This window comes from Tropicibacter naphthalenivorans (assembly GCF_900176475.1).
In the GTDB taxonomy this organism is placed as follows: Bacteria; Pseudomonadota; Alphaproteobacteria; order Rhodobacterales; family Rhodobacteraceae; genus Tropicibacter; species Tropicibacter naphthalenivorans.
The window spans coordinates 24,374-42,574 of the sequence record NZ_FWXX01000004.1 but is presented as its reverse complement, the minus strand read 5'-3'; the positions used below and the strand labels follow the sequence as shown (position 1 = coordinate 42,574).

Sequence of the window (18,201 nt, the reverse complement as noted above, 5' to 3'; positions counted from 1 at the left end):
CACTCATCCCTCGAAGGTCAGGTTGCAGACCGCCGAGATGTCGTAGGTGCTGGCGCGCATCGGGCCGATCTTGCGGCGCATTTCGCGCAGACGGGCGGCATCAAGCCGGGCAGGGGCATGGAGCGGAGCGTTCATGTCCTCGCGGCGGCAACGCTGTTGATCCCGCTCATGTCGCCGCGCAGCACATCCAGCAGCAGGCCGTTGTCGGTCAGGTAGGCGATGGTGTTATGGCCATCAAAGCCCTTGATTGGGTGCAGGGTCGCCTGCGGCAGGTCCGCCAGCAGCTCGGCATGGGCGCGGTCAAGCCGGTTATTCTCGCCATAGACAAGATCAAGCTGCGGACAATACCCGGCGCGCTCGATTTGCAGACGGATGTCGCGGCTTTCGGGAGTGGTGTGTTGTTCCAAACGGTGCAGGATGGCGCGCACGCGGCGGTCCTTGATCGTGTCTCCGACTTCTCGCAGCGCGGTGCTCGGTCCGGACAGCGAGATCACCCGGTCCGCGCCCAGCAACACGCCATACAGCAGCGCCGCATAGCCGCCCGCCGAACTACCTAGAACGGTGACTTTGCGGCCCTCGCCGTACTCGGCGATTTTGGCGCGCAGCCCCTCGATGGTGCTGTCCAGCGTGCCGCCCATGCTGGGCAGGCCGTTACAGAAAAACAGCCGGTTCGGATCCTTGAGGTAGATGGCATTCAGCCCGGCAGCGGCGGCCATGGCGTCAAGGTAATGCAGCTTGCCCGGCTCGGCGAGACCGGCAAAGCGCAGCAGGACATCGCCGCCCTCGACCTTGGGCGAAAAGGCCACCTCGGCGCTGCCAGGGTCCGAGATCACCCGCCGGTACATGTTCGACGCGGCCAGCCGCTCCAGCATCCGGGTGCGGGTTTCGAACTTGGCGTCATCCGGGTTCATACGGCGGGCATTGTCCAGCATCTGCTGAACCTGCTCTTGCGGCGCAATGTCGTCCCGCAACTCCAAGCCGGGGGCGGACAGCGCCTTGGCTCGGCGGGCAAGGGCCGCGTCCTCGGGCCATTTTTGCGCCAGCAGGGCGGTGGCCTCGGCGTGTTGCGCGCGGGTGATTGCGCCTTGGCGCGCCGCGGTGCGCACCACGGGGGCCAGTTCGCGCGTGATCAGCCCGTCCGCGATGTCCTGCGCGATCTTGCTCAGCAGGGTGTCCGGGTCGTGGATGGCGCGCGCCTCTAGCAGCAAGGCGTAGAAGGTCTGCGTCGGGCCTTGGGTCGTCAGCACCCGATGCGCGAGAATCTCGCCCGCCGCGCCCGCGCCTGCGTCCACCGCGATTTGCGTCAGGTGGCGCAGCTCTATCGGGGACAGCTCTGGCGCGTCGCGCAGGATCGCACTGGCCTCGGTGTCCTTACGCTCCAGCATCAGGCCCGCCAGCATGATCCACGGGCTGACGGTCTGACCGGTCTGGGCCGCAAAGGCCAGCGCCGCGCGGATGGTCTGATGCGCTGCGGGCATCTCCTTGAGCCGCAGGTGCAGCCGCGCCAGCCGCTCTGTTTCCTTGACGTGGCGGACCAGCCGCGCGTCCGGCACATGCGACACATCGGTGCGCCTAAGGTCCGCAGCATCCAGTTCCAGCGTCTCTTGCAGCAGGGCGATCGCCTGGGGCAGCTGCGCATCGGTGCTGAGCGCTTGGATTTGGGGGGCGATGTCCGGCCAATGGACCCGGAATTCGGTGCGTTTGGTCATGAAATGCCTGATAAAGCGAAGTGTTGCAGTTCGTTTGACCCTACGCCCGCCTCTGTTGATCCTAAAGTAAAATTTCAGGCACGTCTTTGCATTGGCGGGGAACAGCTTGCACACGGGCCGAAATGTGCTAGCAGAGGGCGACTTTTTCAGGAGGCCCCGTGATGGACGATCTGCGCGCCAAGTACATCGAACTGATTGCCAAGGCTGGCGACGAAGCCACGCTGGAGGACCTGCGCGTCAAGGCCGTCGGCAAGAAGGGCGAGATCAGCCTGCAAATGCGCGAGCTGGGCAAGATGACCCCCGAAGAGCGCCAGGTTGCCGGGCCTGCGCTGAACGCCCTCAAGGACGAAATCAACACCGCGCTGGCGGCGAAAAAGGCAGCCTTGGCCGACGCCGCGCTGGATGAGCGTCTCAAGGCCGAGTGGCTGGACGTCACCTTGCCCGTGCGCACCCAGCGTCGGGGCACCATCCACCCGATCAGCCAGGTGACCGAAGAGGTCAGCGCGATCTTTGCCGACATGGGGTTCTCGGTGGCGGAAGGGCCGCAGATTGACACTGACTGGTACAACTTCGACGCGCTGAACATCCCCTCGCATCACCCTGCGCGGGCCGAGATGGACACCTTCTACATGCACCGCGCCGAGGGGGATGACCGCCCGCCGCACGTGCTGCGCACCCACACCTCTCCGGTGCAGATTCGCCATATGGAAAAGTTCGGCGCGCCCTGCCGGGTGATCGCGCCGGGCCGGGTGTACCGCGCCGACTACGACCAGACGCACACCCCGATGTTCCACCAGGTCGAAGGTCTGGCGATCGACAAGGACATCTCGATGGCGAACCTCAAGTGGGTGCTGGAAGAGTTCTTTTCCGCCTTCTTCGAGATCGACGGGATCAAGACCCGCTTCCGCGCCTCGCACTTCCCCTTCACCGAGCCGTCGGCCGAGGTCGATATCCAGTGTTCGTGGGTGGACGGTCAGCTCAAGATCGGCGAGGGCGACGGCTGGCTCGAAGTGCTTGGCTCGGGCATGGTGCACCCCAAGGTGCTGCAAGCGGCGGGCGTCGACCCCGAGGAATGGCAGGGCTTTGCCTTTGGCATGGGGATCGACCGGATTTCGATGCTGAAATACGGCATCCCGGATTTGCGCGCCTTCTTTGACAGCGACCTGCGCTGGCTGCGCCATTACGGTTTTGCGTCGCTGGACGTGCCGACGCTGCATGGCGGTTTGAGTAAGTAAGACAAGGCCCCGGACTGGTTCCGGGGCTTTTTTGTTAGCAGGGACCACTTGATGTGTCCCGCCCGGCTCAGCCGGGCAGCGCCTGCCCGGGGCTCCGCTCGTTCTCCCCTTGATCCGCCCACTGGGCGGCTCACCGCCATTGGCGGACCGGGGCGAACCCTCCCCCCGGAGGGCGCTTTTGCAAGCTCACCTGACACGCAACGTCTGCGTGTTTTGCGAAGATGCGAACCTCACATGCGGACCCAAGCGCCCACCAGGGAGGGCGCGGCCCGTCTGCGCTTGCTCAAGGCTGAAAATCGGCTAGGTCACCCCCAAGACAGGAGCCGACATGACCCTTTTCACCCACGAGAACCGCCAAAAGACTGACCGCAGCCGCCGCCTGTACGCTGCCTTTGAAATCGCCCACACCATCGTCGACTTCCTCGCGGCGATCTGCTTTCTAATCGGCTCCATCCTGTTCTTCTGGAAAGCGTATGAGACCCCGGCGATCTGGCTGTTCGTCATCGGCTCGGCCTTCTTTGCGCTCAAGCCCACCCTGCGCCTGATCCGCGAGCTCAAACTGGCCGCCATGGGCGACGCCGAGGATCTGGCCGAGCGTTTCCGCGACTGAAAAGCGCTCTGCCAAGCCCAGCGATGGCTCTGCCCCTTTTCACCCAAGCGCGCATCCGGTAAGGACGCGGTCAACGCGCAATCTTATCCGGGGCCATTCCGATGAAATTCACCCTCTCCTGGCTCAAAGAGCATCTCGACACCACCGCCTCCGTGGACGAGATCGCAGAGACGCTGACCGACCTTGGCCTGGAGGTCGAGGGCGTCGAAAACCCGGCGGCCAAGCTGGCGACGTTTACGCTGGCCAAGGTGACCCACGCCGAGCAGCACCCCGACGCCGACCGCCTGCGCGTCTGCAAGGTGATGACCGACGAGGGCGAAAAGCAGATCGTCTGCGGCGCGCCCAACGCGCGCGAGGGCATCACCGTGGTGCTGGCCAAGCCGGGCGACTACGTGCCGGGCATCGACGTGACCCTGTCTGTGGGTAACATCCGCGGGGTGGAATCGCACGGCATGATGGCCTCTGAACGCGAGCTGGAGCTGTCGGACGAGCATAACGGCATCATCGAGCTGCCCTCGGGCGAGGTCGGCCAAAAGTTCACCGACTGGCTGGCGCAGAACGACCCGGCCAAGGTTGACCCGGTGATCGAGATCGCCATCACCCCCAACCGTCAGGACGCGCTGGGCGTGCACGGCATCGCCCGTGATCTCGCGGCGCGCGGCTTGGGCACGCTGAAACCTTTGAAGGAAAACCACGTGGACGGCGCGTTCAGCTGCCCGGTGAAGGTTTCCATCGACGAGGATGCGGCCACGGACGGCTGCGAAGTCTTTGCCGGTCGCCTCATTCGCGGCGTCAAGAACGGCCCGTCGCCGGCGTGGCTTCAGGACCGCCTGCGCGCCATTGGCCTGCGTCCGATTTCGAAGCTGGTGGACGTGACGAACTTTTTCACCTTTGACCGCAACCGCCCGCTGCACGTCTTCGACGCCGACAAGGTCTCGGGTGCGTTGCGGGTGCACCGTGCCAAGGGCGGCGAAGAAATGGTGGGTCTGGACGAAAAGACCTATACTTTCTCCGCTGGTCAGGTGGTGATTTCCGACGACAACGGCGTTGAAAGCGTTGGCGGCATCATGGGCGGTCTGGCCACGGGCTGCACCGATGAGACCGTGAACGTCTTCCTCGAGGCCGCCGTCTGGGACCGCGTGCAGATCGCCCACACGGGCCGCGCACTGAAAATCAACTCGGACGCGCGTTATCGCAACGAACGCGGCATCGACCCGGCCTACAATATGCAAGGCCTTGAGGATGCAACGCAAATGATCCTTGACCTCTGCGGCGGTGAGGCCTCCGACGTGGTGGTGGCAGGACAGGTGCCCGACACCTCGCGCGCTTACAAGCTGAACCCGGCGCGGGTCATCAGCCTAGTGGGGATGGAGATCCCCGAGGCCGAGCAGCGCCAGACCCTGACCCGGCTTGGCTTCCGCATGGAAGGGAACCTCGCGCATGTGCCGTCCTGGCGGCCCGACGTGCTGGGCGAGGCCGATCTGGTCGAAGAGGTCGCGCGCATCGCCTCGCTGACCAAGTTGCAAGGCAAGCCGCTGCCGCGCCTGCAACCGGGCGTGCCCAAGGCGATCCTGTCGCCGCAGCAAAAGCGTGAGCAACAGGCGCGCCGGACGGCGGCGGCGCTGGGCTACAACGAATGCGTGACCTACAGCTTTATCGACCGCAAATCCGCCAGCCTGTTCGGCGGCGGGGACGATGCGACGATGCTGGCCAACCCGATCTCCTCCGAGATGAGCCACATGCGCCCGGCGCTGCTGCCCGGCCTGCTGCAAGCGGCGGCCCGCAACCAGGCGCGCGGCTACATGGACCTTGCGTTGTTCGAACTGGGCCACGCCTTTAACGGCGGCGAGCCGGGGGAGCAGCACGTGCAGGTCTCTGGCTTGCTGGTGGGCCGCACTGGGCCCAAGGATGTGCACGGTGCCGCGCGCGCGGTGGATGTGTTCGACGCCAAGGCCGATGCCGAAGCGGTGCTGGCCGCCATCGGTGCGCCCGCCAAGGTGCAAATCCTGCGCGGCGCCGAAGGCTGGTGGCACCCGGGTCGCCACGGCAAGATCTGCCTCGGCCCGAAAAAGGTGCTGGGCGTGTTCGGCGAACTGCACCCCAAGGTGCTTGACGAGATGGGCGTCAAAGGCCCGGCGGTGGCGTTTACGCTGTACCCCGCCGAAGTGCCGCTGCCGCGCAAATCCGGCTCTACCCGTGCGGCGCTGCGCCTGAATGACCTGCAAGCGGTCGAGCGGGACTTTGCCTTTGTGGTGGACGCGGGCGTCGAGGCGCTGACCCTGGTCAATGCAGCGGCGGGTGCGGACAAGGCGTTGATCGACGATGTGCGCGTGTTCGACGAATTCATCGGCGGCAGCCTCGGGGAGGGCAAGAAATCGCTGGCGATCACCGTGCGCCTGCAACCCACCGACAAGACGCTGAAGGAAAAAGACATCGAGGCGGTCGCCGCCAAGATCGTCGAAAAGGTCACCAAGGCCACCGGCGGCACCCTGCGCGGCTGACGGCGCGTCCAAATTCCTTTCAAAGGAATTTGCAAAAGTCTTGAAAGACTTTTGGTCCCACCCAGAAAAAACGCCCCGCTGGATCTTCAGCGGGGCGTTTCGTTTTCAGGGGCTTAGTTGCCCTTGCCGTGGCCACCGCCCATCATCTTGCGGCGCATGGCAAAGTCTTGCGTGGTGATCACGCCGTCCTCATCAAGGTCCATCTCGGCGATCCAGACTTTGGCCTGGCCAAGGAACTCGTCGCGGCTGACCTTGCCGTCGCCGTCTACGTCATTCATCGCCAGCTCCATGCCCTCGGCGGCGTTCTTCATATTGCCTTGGCCGTGGCCACCGCCCTCGTTTTCCATGTCATTGGCGCGCGCCTGATCGAACACCTTGTATTCCTCGGCGTCCAGAAAGCCGTCGTCGTCCTGATCAAAGCTCAGGAAGACGTCGCCGCGGCGCTCGGTTGCCTCTGCGACAGAGACAGCGCCGTCCCCGTCCAGATCCCAGTTTTCCACAAAGTGCTGGCCAGGGACGCCCTGCGCGAAAACAGGCGCTGCGGCAAGAATGAGGGCGAGGGTGAGGTGCTTCATCGAGCTATCCTTTGGAATATGTAACTGATATTCATATAACGAAGTTGGAATATAATTCCGTCGTGACAGGCTGTCGCAGCCGCGCGCCTTAGCCTTCGGACAGTTCGTCGAACGCAGCCAGCGCCTTGGACGCGTACATCAGCCCCGGCCCGCCTGACATCTGAATCGCGGTTCCCAGCGCCTCTGCCACCTCTTCGCGCGTGGCCCCGGCGCGGATCGCGGCCCCCACATGTGAGATGATGCAATCCTCGCAGCGCAGCGCCACGGCGATCCCCAGCGCGATCATCTCTTTTTCCTTGTGGGTCAGCGCGCCGTCGGGGCTGGCTGCTTGTTCAAGGCTGACAAAGCCCGCAAAGGTGTCGGGGATCGCCTTGCGCAGCCCACGCAGGTTGTTACGGGTTTCGGCGAATTTTTCCTTGAAAGACATATTTTACTCCTGAGATGTGTTTTGTCCTCAAGAGCAAATCCAGCCGCCGCGCACTTTGATCAAGATCATGCGCACCAACGAAAAAGGCCCCGCCAAACCGGCGAGGCCCATCTAGGTCATGTGGCAGAGCTTAGTTCGCGTCGGCCAGCAGGCGGCGCGCAATGACCTGCGCCTGAATTTCCGCAGCGCCCTCAAAGATGTTGAGGATGCGCGCATCACACAGGATGCGCGAGATGGTGTATTCCAGCGCAAAACCGTTGCCGCCGTGGATTTGCAGCGCGTTGTCCGCCGCCGCCCAGGCCACGCGGGCGCCCAGCAGCTTGGCCATCCCAGCCTCAAGGTCGCAGCGGCGGCCGTGGTCCTTTTCCCAAGCCGAGAAGTAGGTCAGCTGGCGCGCGATCATCAGTTCCACGGCCATCATCGCCAGCTTGCCCGACACACGCGGGAAGTTGATCAGCGACTTGCCGAACTGCTTGCGTTCCTGCGCGTAGCGCATCCCGACGTCCAGCGCCGACTGGGCCACACCAATGGCGCGCGCGGCGGTCTGGATACGGGCCGATTCAAAGGTCTCCATCAGCTGTTTAAAGCCGTTGCCCTCTTCGCCGCCCAGCAGGTTCTCGCCCTTGACGTGGAAGTTGTCAAAGCCCAGCTCGTATTCCTTCATGCCACGATAGCCCAGAACCTCGATCTCGCCGCCGGTCATGCCTTCGGTGGGGAAGGGCTCTTCATCGGTGCCGGGGGTCTTTTCCGCGAGGAACATCGACAGACCCTTATAGTTGTCGGTCGACGGGTCGGTGCGGGCCAGCAGGGTCATCACATGGGTGCGTGCGGCGTGGGTGATCCAGGTCTTGTTGCCGGTGATCTTGTAATCGCCGTTCTCGTCCTTGACCGCGCGGGTCCGCAGCGAGCCAAGGTCAGAGCCGGTGTTCGGCTCGGTGAACACAGCCGTCGGCAGTTTCTCACCGGAGGCCAGCGCCGGGAGCCACTTTTGCTTTTGCTCTTCGGTGCCGCCGGCGATGATCAGCTCGGCCGCGATTTCGGAACGCGTGCCTAGAGAGCCGACACCGATATAGGCGCGCGACAGTTCCTCGGACACAACACACATGGACGCCTTGGACAGGCCAAAGCCGCCGTATTCCTCGGGGATGGTCAGGCCGAAAACGCCCATCTCGGCCAGCTCTTCGATGACCTCCATCGGGATCAGCTCATCCTTGAGGTGCCATTCGTGGGCGTAGGGTTCGACCTTGTCCACGGCGTAGCGGCGGAACTGCTCGCGGATCATTTCCAGCTCTTCATCAAGGCCGGTCTTGCCCACGGTGATCTCTGCGCTGCGCTCTTCCATCAGGGCAACCAGACGTGTGCGCGCGGCGGGCGAGTTTGCCTGCCCCAGCAGGATGGTCACAGCATCGGTGTCCAGCGCCGAGGCGTCGGTGACACCCATGTCCGCAAGGCGCACGATCTCGCCCTGGTTCATCTGGATGCCGCCTTTGACCTGCGCCAGATACTCGCCAAAGGCGATCTGGTGCAGCAGCTGTTCCACCTCGCCAAAGGTGTTTTGTTCCACCAAGCGGTTTGCCCATGCTTGCATTTGACGCAGCGATTCCACATAAGTGGCCAACCACGCCAAACCATGGCAGGCAAACTGGTGTTCTTCGATCAGACCGCCAGAGATACGGCCATCCTTGCTGACCATCTCGCGCACCGCGCTGCGGGCGTCGGCAAACAGGCTCTCGACCGGGGCAATTGCCGCGCCGGTGAGCTCCAGAAGATCGGGCAGGATCACGCTGCCAAGGCTCAGGTCTTGTCCGTCATGCGCCATTTCATCGGCTCCTCTCTATCTTTCTCGCTGGTCCTAGCCATTTTGCAGGCGCAGCGCAACAAAAATACCCATTGCTGCGGCGCTTTGTTCATTTATTGCGCGCTCGAATTTCGCATGCCTCGGTCCGTGGACGTGCTAAGCATCCGCCATGACCGAGATTTTTACCAGCTTAACCGCGCCAACACTGGCGCTTGTGATGGGAATTGCGACGCTGGCAGGCATCGTCAAGGGCATGGTGGGCTTTGCCATGCCGATGATCCTGATTTCCGGGCTGGGGTCGATCGTCGCACCAGAGCTGGCCTTGGCGGCGCTGATTCTGCCCACCGTTGTCACCAACGGGATGCAGGCCATGCGGCAGGGGCGGGCGGCGGCCTGGGCCTCGGTCAAGCGATTCCGGCTGTTCCTGGGGGTCGCGCTATGCGCGCTGCTGGTCTCTGCGCAGCTGGTGGCGGTGCTGCCGCAAAGCGTGCTGCTGCTGATGATCGGCGGGCCGATCACGCTGTTCGCGGTGCTGCAACTGGCGGGCTGGCAGCCGCACCTGAAAAGCGGCCCCTCGCGCGGGCTAGAGGCGGCCATTGGCGGCTTTGCGGGCTTTATTGGCGGGTTTTCCGGCGTCTGGGGGCCGCCGACGGTGGCCTATTTGACCGCCTTGCGCACCGAAAAGGCCGAACAGATGCGCATCCAAGGCGTGGTCTATGGTCTTGGCGCGGTGGCGCTGACGCTGGCGCACACCGGATCGGGCATTCTGAACGGGCGCACCGTCTGGCTGTCGCTGGCACTGATTCCCCCCGCCGTGCTGGGCATGTGGATTGGCGGACAGATCCAGGACCGCATCGACCAGACCGCCTTTCGCCGGGCGACGCTGTGTGTCTTGCTGATTGCGGGCTTGAACCTTGTGCGGCGCGGGCTAACCTGAGCCACATGCAAGACCTCGCCGACCACGTCACCAGCCTGATCGAAGCCGAGATTTCGGCTCATGACGCCAGCGCGCGCGCCGGACGGATGCTGTTGGACGACTTTCAGCGCCTGCGGGTCAAACGGCCCCGCCAGATCACGGTGAACTTTTCCGGCGGGATCACCCAGAAATGCTGGACGGTGACGCGGTCGAACGGCGATTACAGCACGGTCTACCTGCCCACCGCTGGCTATTTCTCTTTGTGCGTCGATTCGGATTTCGGCCCGCTGGATATTGGCGTGCATGGCCCGGCGCTGCGGGTGTTCTCTGCGGTCTGAGGCAGGCATGAGCCATAGGCTAAAATGCAAAGCGCACCACCTTCCGGTGTCGCGGGCATCCAAGTCTGGCAGGGGGGGGGTGATGGTGGAGCCTAGGGGGATCGAACCCCTGACCTCCTGCATGCCATGCAGGCGCTCTCCCAGCTGAGCTAAGGCCCCATCATGTGCAGCACCGTGGCGCTGTGCGGCGGTGATTACGCAATGCTGAGGGCGGGATCAAGCGGAAAAATCACGCCCATCAGCTTTTTCTTGGATTTTTCTGCATTCCCACCTGCGGGGCGCTGTCAAACCCTTGGCGCGCTTGGGATTTTGGCCCCACGCGCGCCTAAAATCTTAGGAATCGTCGTCGTTCGATGCGACGTCTGCGATGTCGTCGAGCGAGACGTTGTCGTCATCCTCGTCTTCGAGGACATCATCATCGTCGATATCCACATCAACATCGTCATCATCCAGCAGGACATCATCTTCCATGTCGTCCTTCTGGTTCTTGGGGTTGGCCTTGTCCTCTGCGTCAGCAGCGATCTGGCCGCGCTTGCCGGTTTCGAGGTTCACAACCTCGCCGGTGTAGGGGCTAACGATCGGGTCGCGGTTGAGGTCATAGAAACGCTTGCCAGTGGTCGGGCAGACGCGCTTCGTGCCCCATTCTTCTTTGGGCATGGGTGATCCCTTTCAACTCGTGGTCATGTCGACAATCTGCGCCCATTGCCATACCACGGCTCTGGTGTCAAAGGCTTTGGGCGCATTCCTGAACAGGCAAGGGGCATATGGGGCATATCAGGCTTTCGGGCAACCCTGTGATCGACGTGATTGTGCGGCGCTCGGCGCGGGCGCGGCGGCTGTCGTTGCGCGTGTCGTCCTTGGATGGGCGGGTGACGCTGACCTTGCCGACATCGGTGTCCGAGCGCGAAGGCGCGGCCTTTGTGCGCGACAAAGAAGACTGGCTGCGAGAGAACCTCGCCAAGCAGGGAATGCCGGTGCCGGTGGCGATTGGCGCGACGGTCCCGGTCGAAGGCGTGCCGCTGGTGGTGCGCAGCGGGGCAGGGCGGTCGGTGCGGATCGAAGGCAACGCGCTGCTGGTGCCGGGGCCAGAGGAGCGCGTGGCCGCACGGCTCAAGGGGTGGCTGCGCACGCGGGCGCGCGACCGTCTGGCCGAGGCGTCGGATCGCTATGCGGCGGCCTTGGGGCGGCCCTACAGCCGTCTGACCTTGCGCGATACGCGCTCGCGCTGGGGGTCGTGCACCCATGACGGCGGCTTGATGTATTCGTGGCGGCTGATTCTGGCGTGGCCCGAGGTGCTCGACTATGTCGCCGCGCATGAGGTGGCGCATCTGGCCGAGATGAACCATTCCCCGGCCTTCTGGGCGCAGGTGGAGCGGCTGTATGGCGACTGGAAGCCCTCACGCAATTGGCTGCGCAAGCACGGGCACGAGCTGCACCGCTATCGCTTCGACGATTAAGCCGGGATTACGCGCAGCGCAGCGTGCGCGTCTGCTGACCGCTGAACACCCGGCGCGCATCGTTGAATTTCACGCTGATCGGGGCTTGGGCGCGGGCTTCGGCCTCTTGGCGGGCGCGGCGGATCATCTCGGCGCGGCGGGCCTGCGCCTGTGCGTCGCGGCGGGCGGCCTCACGGCGCTCGGCCTCGGCCTTTTCGGCGGCGGCGCGGCGGGCGGCTTCGGCGCGGCGCTTGGCGGCGGCTTGTCGGGCCTCTTCGGCCCGCCGCGCGGCATACGCCTCTTCGTCCATCTTGATGTGCCAGACCAGCGCGTCATAGGCGTCGTTGATCTGCGCCAGACGCTGGGTCGCGCCGTCCACGTCGCCCGCGTTTACGTCGGGATGGTGCAGGCGCACCTGCTTTAGATAGGCCTTGCGGATCGTGGCAAAGTCGTCGGTCGGCAGCACGCCGAGGATGTCATAGGCAGCTTGGGGCACGGTACGGGTCATCACACGATCCTTGTTTTCAACTCTGTCACTGACCGTCCGAAGCCCCCTTTGGCCGGTCAATTTCTGACAAATTGAAGATAAACTTTCCCGGCCCAGCGGCCTAGCCACATTCTTGCCATAAAGTTAACGCGGCGCTGCCATCTATGTGGCGCGCGCCCGCGACAAACAGGGAGTTGACGCGTTAATGGTTTGTGATCACAAACGCGCTATGCAACCGACCGTGAAACCCGAATCCGCCTCTGCCCATGACCGCGTCTATCGCGGGCTGCGCACCCGTATCATGCACGGCCAGATCGCGCCGGGGCAGGCCTTGACCCTGCGCGGACTGGGCAAGGAATTCGAGGTGTCCATGACACCCGCGCGCGAGGCGGTGAACCGTCTGGTGGCCGAGGGCGCGCTGTCCATGTCGGCGTCGGGGCGCGTGCAGACGCCCGAGCTGTCCAACGAGCGGATTGAGGAACTCGCGGCCCTGCGCGCCTTGCTAGAGGTCGAATTGGCCTCGCGGGCCTTGCCGCGCGCCCATATGGCTTTGATCGAGCGCTTGCAGACGATCAATTCGTCGATCGCCGATGTGGTCAGCAACCGCGACGCGGTGGGCTATATCCGCACCAATCTTGAATTTCACCGCACGTTGTATCTGCGCGCGCAGGCCCCCGCCATGTTGGCCATGTGCGAAACCGTGTGGCTGCAACTGGGGCCGACCATGCGCGCGCTTTATGGCCGTCTGCGCCGGTCCGAAGCGCCGCAATACCACCGCCTGATCATCGCCGCGCTCAAGGCCGGGGACGAGCCGGGCCTGCGCCTTGCGGTGCGGTCCGATGTGACGCAGGGGCTGCGGCTGTTGGTGGGCTAGACAAGGCTCTGAAATGGCGGGACAAAGGGCGCAAAACAGGTGCTGTGATGACCCACCCCGCCCAAAGCCCCAGCCGCCAAGTTCTGATCAAGTTCGCCCTTTTGCTGGCCTTGTTGGTCGCCTATTTCATCTATCTCTGGGTGCGGTTTGACGCCGCCACCGGGGCCATCGCCGCCGCCCTGACGTGGAGCTTTTTTGTCCTGTGTACGCCGATCGCCGACGCCGGGTTCCTGCTGGATTTCCCGCTGCGGTTGCTGTTCGGTGTGCGGATGGTGGTGTCCGAGGTGGTGGTCTGGGCCTTGGCCGGGTTTATTAACGGCGCGGTGCTGCTGCTGGCGCCGCATTACTACCAGACCACGTCGCTAACGCGGCTGTTCCACGAGATCTTGCTGCATCCGTGGCCCTATTGGCTGATCGTGCTCTTGTCCGGCGCGGGGACGTTCCTGTCGGTCAAGTTCGGGGATGAGCTGATGGACGTGCTGCATCACCGCGACCGCGACTTTTTCCACTCGCATCAGTTCAAACACGAGCTGATCATGGTCGCCTTCTTCGCGGTGATTGTCTTTGCCTATTACCGCCTCATCACCACGCTGGGGCTTGAGGCGGTGCTTTAAGCCGTTGCGGCGCTGAGCGCGGTGTCCAGCAGTTCCTGGATCGTCGATTCGGCGGTCTGGGCGATGATGCGGCCAAGCTCCTCTTCGCCTTTTAGCACCACCAGCGTCGAGCGGCGCGGGATCTTGAGCGACTTGGTCAGATCGGCCTTGCTGTAGGTGTCCCAGTCGATGTTGATAAAGGTGATGTTGGCCTCATACGCGGGGTTGGCGGCCTTGAGCTTGTCCAGCACACGTTCCTGCGCGGCGCAGGTGCTGCACCAGCTGGCCTTGAAATCTAGGAACACGGTGTCGCCCGCAGCGAGGCGTTCTTCCACCAGCCCCGGCGTATAGTCCAGCGGCGCGGCATGGGCGGTCAGCGGCAGGGCGGCGGCCCCGGCGGTGAGGGTCAGGAAAGTGCGGCGATTCATGTAAGGTCTCCTATGAGTTAGAGGGCGACGGACAGGTCGATGAGCCAGCCGGGCATGATGCCGATCAGGGTGGCTTCGATGACGTGGTGGATGTTGAACAGCAGGCCAAGGCCGACGGCGATGAACACCACGCCAAGGATGGGCCGGGCCGAGATCGCCAGACGGCGCAGCGTGGCGTTGTGGCGGGTGATGGCTCCGCGCGTGCCATAGGCGAGACCCAGCACAAGGGTCGACACCCCCGCCGCAAAGCCCATCATGATGGCGGTGACGCGCAAAAGGCTCTCGCCCTGGCTGGCGAGCGCGATGGCCCCGCCCAGGGTCGGGCCGATGCAGGGGCTCCAGACCGCGCCAAGCAGCAGCCCGCCAAGGAACTGCCCGCCATAGGCGCTGCGGTCGAGGCCGTCGATGCGCGCGTCGGCTTGGGCGGACAGACCGGCGGTCGCCCCCGCAAGCACGGCACTGGCGCGCGGGATCAGCAGCATTGCGCCAAAGGCAATCATGAGGATCGCGCCGGCGTCCGAGATCATCTCGATGTCGAGGCCAATCAGGTGGCCAAAGGCAGTGACCAGCACGCCAAGCGTGACAAAGGACAGGCTGAGCCCCGCCGCCATGAACAGCGGCCCGGCCCGCCCCGATTGCAGCGCGCCCGCGATAACGATGGGCAGCACCGGCACCACGCAGGGGTTGATGAGGGTCAGCAGCCCCGCGCCATATGCGAATAAAATCTCCATGGTCCGAGTTAGGCCGAAACCGCCGCGCCTGTCACCTGACAGAGTTTCACGTGGGCGTGGGGATTGTTACGGCGCGCGCGGGTCACGCCCCGGCAAGGCGTTTGAAAAAGCCGGGTTTGCGGGCGAAGTGCGCCAAGCCTTCGGCGGTGTCGGGCAGGCCGTAGCCGCGCATCTGGCCGGTGAAGTTGCCATAGACCCGGTCGGCGATCCGCCACGGGCCATGCTCGGCAATGGCGCCTAGGGCTTTGCGGTCGAGATCGCCCAATTTAGAGCGCCGCCGCCCGGTAAAGGCGTTTTGCGTCGGCGCGCCGTCCAGCAGGGCGGTGATCAGCGTGTCGACGATGGCGGTGCTGGTGACGCCGCGCTCGGCGGCGATGGGCAGGACCTTGATCAGGCGGTGGGCGATTTCCGGGCCGTGGGCGGCGCAAAAGGGACGCAAGGCGCGGGCCACCTGCGGAATCGTCCAGCCGTGGCCCGGCGGGCGGGCGGCGTCCTGGTCGTAGATCGTGGCAGCAGCGGTCAGGGCTTCGGTCAGCGGCTCGAACTGGCCTTGGCCGATGTCACACAGCGCCACGGCGGCGCGGGCGCGGATCAGGGCGCTGTGGTCCGGTGTGAGCAGGGCGGTCAGGTCGGGCGTGACCTCTGGCCGCTCTATGGTTTGCCCCAACTGGCCAAGCGCCCGGATCGCGGCAAGGGTGACGCCCTCGTCTGATGCGGTGTCCGGCGTTGCGCCGAGGGCGGCGCGCAGGTGGGGCAGGGTGGCCCCGGCGGCCTGTGGAACCTGCCCGGTCAGCTCGATCAGCGCGGCGGTGACCGCAGGGTCGCTCTGGCGGAACAGCGGCAGCAGCGCGGGCAGGGCGCGGGCCACGGCGGCGTGCACATCCGCGTCGACATCGGGGCCGATGCCGTAGGTCTCGCCCTCGGCGCGCTCGCAGTCTCTCCGCGCGCGCGCTTGGCCAGCCATCTCTTGATAATATCCCTGCGAGGCCAGCCCCATGTCCAGCATCTGCCGCACCGAGGGCTGGGCAATCGCCGCCAGCAGCGTCAGGCAGCGCGCCGCCCGGTCGCGCCGTGCCAACGCCATTTCGGCGATGAACGGCACCGCGGCGACGGTCGCGGTGTAGCGCGTGCCTTGGTGGTAGATGTTGCTGTAGAGCCGCTCCAAAGCCTTGGCGGCCTGCCGCTCGCCGCCCAAGGCCAGCGCGCGCAGATCTCCGGGCACGTCAGCGGCCGGACCATAGGCGTGGCGCAGCGCCGCCCAGTCGATCTGGTCCAGCCCTTCGAGCATGGATTACGCGGCCAGACCGCGCGACCCCATATCAAGGAATTTCTGGCGGCGGGCGCGGACCAGATCGGCGGGCGATTTGCCCTCCATCTCGTCCAGCATCCCTTGGATCGCCTTGCCAACGCTGGCGATGATCGCCTCGCGGTCGCGATGTGCGCCGCCCAGCGGTTCGGGGATCACACGGTCGGCGACGCCCAGCTTGACCAGATCCTGCGCGGTCAGGCGCAGCGCCTCGGCGGCTTCGCGCATCTTGTCCGAATCCTTCCACAGGATCGACGCGCAGCCCTCGGGCGAGATCACCGAGTAGACGGAATGTTCCAGCATCGCCAAGCGGTTGGACGTGGCAAAGGCCACCGCCCCGCCAGAGCCGCCCTCGCCGATCACCACCGACACCAGCGGCACGCCGATTTGCAGGCACTTTTCGGTCGAGCGGGCGATGGCCTCGGACTGGCCGCGCTCTTCGGCGCCCTTGCCGGGGTAGGCGCCGGGGGTATCCACCAGCGTCACAACGGGCAGGCCAAAGCGGTCGGCCATCTCCATCAGGCGCACCGCCTTGCGGTAGCCTTCGGGGCGGGCCATGCCAAAGTTACGCTCGACGCGGGACTTGGTGTCGTTGCCCTTTTCGTGGCCGATCACCATCACCGGACGGTCGTTGAACCGCGCAAGGCCGCCCATCACCGCGTGGTCATCGGCAAAGTTGCGATCCCCGGCCAGCGGCATGTACTCGGTGAACAGCGCCTCGATGTAGTCCTTGCAATGCGGACGGTTGGGGTGGCGGGCCACCTGGCATTTCCGCCACGGCGTCAGCTTTGCATACAAATCCTTGAGCAGCGCGTCGGCCTTGGCGTCCAGCGCGCGCGCCTCGTCGGCGACGTCCATTTCCTCGTTGTCACGGGCCATGGCGCGCAGCTCTTCGGCTTTGCCTTCGATTTCGGCCAGCGGCTTTTCAAAGTCGAGGTAATGGGTCATGCAAGGCCTCCTTGTCGTCGCAAGGCTATATGGCCGCGCCGCGCGGCGATTGCAATCAAATCTGCCAAGGTCGGCGCGGCGCAGCAGGCGCTTAGTTGCCCGCCAATTCCAGCATTTTGGCAAACTGCGCTTCGGTCAGCACGCCGCGCCAGTGATCCGTACAATTCGAGCGCATCATCACCAGTTGCGTTTCCAGATCGCCAACCTTGGCGGCCAGAGCCTGACGGTCAGCGACGGGCGCGCCGGTGTTGATCGCCTGACGCAGTTCAGCGCGGGCGGCGAGGGCGGCGTTTTGCAGGGCTTCGCGCTTGGCCGGCATGGTCGCGAGCCAGTTTTTCAGGGTTTCGCGTTGGTCCAAGGTCAGCTTTAGCGCGTCGGCATTCTTTGCGATGACGGGCGTGTAGGCCACGATGGGACGCGACAGTTCCGCAGGCGGCGCGGCCAAGGTGGGCAGGGCGGTCAGGGCCAGCAGCGCGGCAGACAGGACGAGATGTTTCATAGGGGCTTCCTTCCAGATGTGATGCCTCTTTGATATTCCAAGAGTGGAATTTAAAATTGATGGAGGTCAAAATTTTCGACGAATGTTCGGGAATTGGCGCGAGTCCGCCGGTCTGTGCGCCCGGGTCAGCGGACCATGACCATCGCCACGGACCCCACCAGCAAAGCCGCCATCGTCCAGTTAAAGACGCGCAGCCGCCCCGGCTGATCCAGCCAGCGCCGCACCCCGGTGCCAAGCGCCGTCCACGTCAGGGCCGACACCGTGCCAATCGCCAGAAAACTGCCCGACACCCACAGGATCGCGGCCAGATCGCGGTTCGCCGCATACAGCGTGATCGCGCCCAGAGCCATGCTCCACGCTTTTGGGTTGACCCATTGAAAGGCCGCCGCCTGAACAAAGGTCAACGGGCGCGCGCTGGCGGGGGCGTCCTTGGGCGGGGCGGCATGGGCGATCTTCCACGCCAGATACAGCAGGTAGAGAATCGAGGCGACCTGAAGGCCCAGCAGGGCAGGCGGGAACATGTCGAACAGCCGCATCACCCCCAGCCCCACTGGCAGCACCATCAGCGGAAAGCCCGCCGCGACGCCCAGCAGATGTGGCACCGACCGGCGCAGACCAAAGTTGGCCCCCGAGGCCATCAACATCACGTTGTTCGGCCCCGGCGTAAACAGGGTGACAACACTAAAGCTAAAAAGGGCAAGCATGATTTCCGTATCCATGGTGCAATAATACTTGAAATTTTTGGCATTAAATTGCATTCTCACCCGGAATTCGGGGTCTGGAGCAATTT

Annotated in this window: 21 protein-coding genes and 1 tRNA gene; 8 read left to right on the top strand and 14 right to left on the bottom strand. The window is 64.5% G+C overall.

Annotation, left to right across the window (positions count from 1 at the left end; translation table 11 throughout):
* Positions 1-3 precede the first annotated feature (3 nt).
* Both B9A11_RS22455 and B9A11_RS09995 read right to left on the bottom strand, forming a co-directional pair.
* Positions 4-135 (bottom strand): hypothetical protein, encoded by a 132-nt coding sequence (locus B9A11_RS22455; RefSeq protein ID WP_268811242.1) that lies wholly within the window; start codon positions 133-135, stop codon positions 4-6.
* Positions 132-1,709, bottom strand: coding sequence for an alpha/beta fold hydrolase (locus B9A11_RS09995; RefSeq protein WP_058247393.1), 1,578 nt, complete (start codon positions 1,707-1,709; stop codon positions 132-134). The genes B9A11_RS22455 and B9A11_RS09995 overlap by 4 nt, the downstream gene beginning before the upstream one ends.
* Positions 1,710-1,870: 161 nt before the next feature.
* Here B9A11_RS09995 and pheS point away from each other — a divergent pair, with 161 nt between their 5' ends.
* The 3 genes from pheS (at position 1,871) to pheT (ending at position 6,055) form a co-directional block, all read left to right on the top strand.
* Positions 1,871-2,944, top strand: coding sequence for a phenylalanine--tRNA ligase subunit alpha (pheS, locus tag B9A11_RS09990; protein ID WP_058247392.1), 1,074 nt, complete (start codon positions 1,871-1,873; stop codon positions 2,942-2,944).
* A gap of 328 nt (positions 2,945-3,272) precedes the next feature.
* Positions 3,273-3,554 carry a YrhK family protein gene (locus B9A11_RS09985; RefSeq protein ID WP_058247391.1) on the top strand — a complete coding sequence of 94 codons (282 nt, stop codon included), beginning with the start codon at positions 3,273-3,275 and terminating at the stop codon, positions 3,552-3,554.
* Between the two features lie 101 nt (positions 3,555-3,655).
* The gene (gene pheT / locus B9A11_RS09980) at positions 3,656-6,055 is read left to right on the top strand and encodes a phenylalanine--tRNA ligase subunit beta (protein WP_058247390.1); all 2,400 of its coding nucleotides are present in this window, start codon (positions 3,656-3,658) and stop codon (positions 6,053-6,055) included.
* A gap of 113 nt (positions 6,056-6,168) precedes the next feature.
* Here pheT and B9A11_RS09975 read toward each other — a convergent pair whose 3' ends face one another.
* The 3 genes from B9A11_RS09975 to B9A11_RS09965 all read right to left on the bottom strand — a co-directional run bounded on the left by B9A11_RS09975 (position 6,169) and on the right by B9A11_RS09965 (position 8,876).
* Complete coding sequence (locus tag B9A11_RS09975; RefSeq protein WP_058247389.1) at positions 6,169-6,630, bottom strand: EF-hand domain-containing protein; 462 nt, start codon at positions 6,628-6,630, stop codon at positions 6,169-6,171.
* Between the two features lie 88 nt (positions 6,631-6,718).
* Positions 6,719-7,057: a carboxymuconolactone decarboxylase family protein gene (locus tag B9A11_RS09970; protein ID WP_058247388.1), complete on the bottom strand. Its 339-nt coding sequence runs from the start codon at positions 7,055-7,057 to the stop codon at positions 6,719-6,721.
* A 130-nt stretch (positions 7,058-7,187) separates the two neighbouring features.
* Positions 7,188-8,876, bottom strand: a complete 1,689-nt coding sequence (locus B9A11_RS09965; RefSeq protein ID WP_058247387.1) for an acyl-CoA dehydrogenase family protein — start codon at positions 8,874-8,876, stop codon at positions 7,188-7,190.
* Positions 8,877-9,024: 148 nt separating this feature from the next.
* On the opposite strand from B9A11_RS09965, the gene B9A11_RS09960 reads away from it, so the two are divergent.
* Together B9A11_RS09960 and B9A11_RS09955 are read left to right on the top strand one after the other, a co-directional pair.
* Positions 9,025-9,792 carry a sulfite exporter TauE/SafE family protein gene (locus tag B9A11_RS09960; RefSeq protein WP_058247386.1) on the top strand — a complete coding sequence of 256 codons (768 nt, stop codon included), beginning with the start codon at positions 9,025-9,027 and terminating at the stop codon, positions 9,790-9,792.
* A gap of 5 nt (positions 9,793-9,797) precedes the next feature.
* Positions 9,798-10,109 (top strand): hypothetical protein, encoded by a 312-nt coding sequence (locus B9A11_RS09955; protein ID WP_058247385.1) that lies wholly within the window; start codon positions 9,798-9,800, stop codon positions 10,107-10,109.
* Positions 10,110-10,192: 83 nt separating this feature from the next.
* Here B9A11_RS09955 and B9A11_RS09950 read toward each other — a convergent pair.
* Positions 10,193-10,268, bottom strand: a tRNA-Ala gene (locus B9A11_RS09950).
* 174 nt (positions 10,269-10,442) lie between these two features.
* Positions 10,443-10,766: a TIGR02300 family protein gene (locus B9A11_RS09945; RefSeq protein ID WP_058247384.1), complete on the bottom strand. Its 324-nt coding sequence runs from the start codon at positions 10,764-10,766 to the stop codon at positions 10,443-10,445.
* Between the two features lie 107 nt (positions 10,767-10,873).
* Here B9A11_RS09945 and B9A11_RS09940 point away from each other — a divergent pair, with 107 nt between their 5' ends.
* On the top strand, positions 10,874-11,566 hold the full coding sequence (locus B9A11_RS09940; RefSeq protein WP_058247383.1) for a M48 family metallopeptidase: 693 nt from the start codon (positions 10,874-10,876) through the stop codon (positions 11,564-11,566).
* A gap of 7 nt (positions 11,567-11,573) precedes the next feature.
* Here the strand turns inward: B9A11_RS09940 and B9A11_RS09935 are convergent, their stop codons facing one another.
* Complete coding sequence (locus tag B9A11_RS09935; protein ID WP_058247382.1) at positions 11,574-12,053, bottom strand: J domain-containing protein; 480 nt, start codon at positions 12,051-12,053, stop codon at positions 11,574-11,576.
* Between the two features lie 208 nt (positions 12,054-12,261).
* Between B9A11_RS09935 and B9A11_RS09930 the strand changes: the two genes are divergently transcribed.
* Positions 12,262-12,906, top strand: a complete 645-nt coding sequence (locus B9A11_RS09930; RefSeq protein ID WP_058247845.1) for a GntR family transcriptional regulator — start codon at positions 12,262-12,264, stop codon at positions 12,904-12,906.
* A 47-nt stretch (positions 12,907-12,953) separates the two neighbouring features.
* A complete protein-coding gene (locus tag B9A11_RS09925; RefSeq protein ID WP_058247381.1) occupies positions 12,954-13,520 on the top strand; it encodes a hypothetical protein in 567 nt (188 codons plus the stop codon).
* On the opposite strand, the gene B9A11_RS09920 is transcribed toward B9A11_RS09925, so the two are convergent.
* From B9A11_RS09920 to B9A11_RS09895, 6 genes are all read right to left on the bottom strand, one after another.
* On the bottom strand, positions 13,517-13,927 hold the full coding sequence (locus B9A11_RS09920) for a thioredoxin family protein (protein WP_058247380.1): 411 nt from the start codon (positions 13,925-13,927) through the stop codon (positions 13,517-13,519). The two genes, B9A11_RS09925 and B9A11_RS09920, sit on opposite strands and share 4 nt — an antisense overlap.
* A gap of 17 nt (positions 13,928-13,944) precedes the next feature.
* Positions 13,945-14,658 (bottom strand): cytochrome c biogenesis CcdA family protein, encoded by a 714-nt coding sequence (locus tag B9A11_RS09915; protein ID WP_058247379.1) that lies wholly within the window; start codon positions 14,656-14,658, stop codon positions 13,945-13,947.
* A gap of 82 nt (positions 14,659-14,740) precedes the next feature.
* Positions 14,741-15,946, bottom strand: coding sequence for a HEAT repeat domain-containing protein (locus B9A11_RS09910; RefSeq protein ID WP_058247378.1), 1,206 nt, complete (start codon positions 15,944-15,946; stop codon positions 14,741-14,743).
* A 3-nt stretch (positions 15,947-15,949) separates the two neighbouring features.
* Complete coding sequence (locus B9A11_RS09905; protein ID WP_058247377.1) at positions 15,950-16,912, bottom strand: acetyl-CoA carboxylase carboxyltransferase subunit alpha; 963 nt, start codon at positions 16,910-16,912, stop codon at positions 15,950-15,952.
* A 91-nt stretch (positions 16,913-17,003) separates the two neighbouring features.
* Entirely contained in the window at positions 17,004-17,411 is a 408-nt protein-coding gene (locus B9A11_RS09900) for a hypothetical protein (protein WP_058247376.1), read from the bottom strand.
* 125 nt (positions 17,412-17,536) lie between these two features.
* A complete protein-coding gene (locus tag B9A11_RS09895; RefSeq protein ID WP_058247844.1) occupies positions 17,537-18,130 on the bottom strand; it encodes a LysE family translocator in 594 nt (197 codons plus the stop codon).
* Positions 18,131-18,201 lie beyond the last annotated feature (71 nt).

What these genes read in the sequence shown, in the direction of transcription:
- B9A11_RS09970 (WP_058247388.1), bottom strand. Translation starts at nt 7,057, where the DNA reads ATGTCTTTCAAGGAAAAATTCGCCGAAACCCGTAACAACCTGCGTGGG.
- B9A11_RS09920 (WP_058247380.1), bottom strand. Translation starts at nt 13,927, where the DNA reads ATGAATCGCCGCACTTTCCTGACCCTCACCGCCGGGGCCGCCGCCCTG.
- B9A11_RS09905 (WP_058247377.1), bottom strand. Translation starts at nt 16,912, where the DNA reads ATGACCCATTACCTCGACTTTGAAAAGCCGCTGGCCGAAATCGAAGGC.
- pheT (WP_058247390.1), top strand. Translation starts at nt 3,656, where the DNA reads ATGAAATTCACCCTCTCCTGGCTCAAAGAGCATCTCGACACCACCGCC.
- B9A11_RS09915 (WP_058247379.1), bottom strand. Translation starts at nt 14,658, where the DNA reads ATGGAGATTTTATTCGCATATGGCGCGGGGCTGCTGACCCTCATCAAC.
- B9A11_RS09935 (WP_058247382.1), bottom strand. Translation starts at nt 12,053, where the DNA reads ATGACCCGTACCGTGCCCCAAGCTGCCTATGACATCCTCGGCGTGCTG.
- B9A11_RS09985 (WP_058247391.1), top strand. Translation starts at nt 3,273, where the DNA reads ATGACCCTTTTCACCCACGAGAACCGCCAAAAGACTGACCGCAGCCGC.
- B9A11_RS09975 (WP_058247389.1), bottom strand. Translation starts at nt 6,630, where the DNA reads ATGAAGCACCTCACCCTCGCCCTCATTCTTGCCGCAGCGCCTGTTTTC.
- B9A11_RS09895 (WP_058247844.1), bottom strand. Translation starts at nt 18,130, where the DNA reads ATGGATACGGAAATCATGCTTGCCCTTTTTAGCTTTAGTGTTGTCACC.
- B9A11_RS09945 (WP_058247384.1), bottom strand. Translation starts at nt 10,766, where the DNA reads ATGCCCAAAGAAGAATGGGGCACGAAGCGCGTCTGCCCGACCACTGGC.
- B9A11_RS09910 (WP_058247378.1), bottom strand. Translation starts at nt 15,946, where the DNA reads ATGCTCGAAGGGCTGGACCAGATCGACTGGGCGGCGCTGCGCCACGCC.
- B9A11_RS09940 (WP_058247383.1), top strand. Translation starts at nt 10,874, where the DNA reads ATGGGGCATATCAGGCTTTCGGGCAACCCTGTGATCGACGTGATTGTG.
- B9A11_RS09930 (WP_058247845.1), top strand. Translation starts at nt 12,262, where the DNA reads ATGCAACCGACCGTGAAACCCGAATCCGCCTCTGCCCATGACCGCGTC.
- B9A11_RS09960 (WP_058247386.1), top strand. Translation starts at nt 9,025, where the DNA reads ATGACCGAGATTTTTACCAGCTTAACCGCGCCAACACTGGCGCTTGTG.
- B9A11_RS09995 (WP_058247393.1), bottom strand. Translation starts at nt 1,709, where the DNA reads ATGACCAAACGCACCGAATTCCGGGTCCATTGGCCGGACATCGCCCCC.
- B9A11_RS09965 (WP_058247387.1), bottom strand. Translation starts at nt 8,876, where the DNA reads ATGGCGCATGACGGACAAGACCTGAGCCTTGGCAGCGTGATCCTGCCC.
- B9A11_RS09955 (WP_058247385.1), top strand. Translation starts at nt 9,798, where the DNA reads ATGCAAGACCTCGCCGACCACGTCACCAGCCTGATCGAAGCCGAGATT.
- B9A11_RS22455 (WP_268811242.1), bottom strand. Translation starts at nt 135, where the DNA reads ATGAACGCTCCGCTCCATGCCCCTGCCCGGCTTGATGCCGCCCGTCTG.
- pheS (WP_058247392.1), top strand. Translation starts at nt 1,871, where the DNA reads ATGGACGATCTGCGCGCCAAGTACATCGAACTGATTGCCAAGGCTGGC.
- B9A11_RS09900 (WP_058247376.1), bottom strand. Translation starts at nt 17,411, where the DNA reads ATGAAACATCTCGTCCTGTCTGCCGCGCTGCTGGCCCTGACCGCCCTG.
- B9A11_RS09925 (WP_058247381.1), top strand. Translation starts at nt 12,954, where the DNA reads ATGACCCACCCCGCCCAAAGCCCCAGCCGCCAAGTTCTGATCAAGTTC.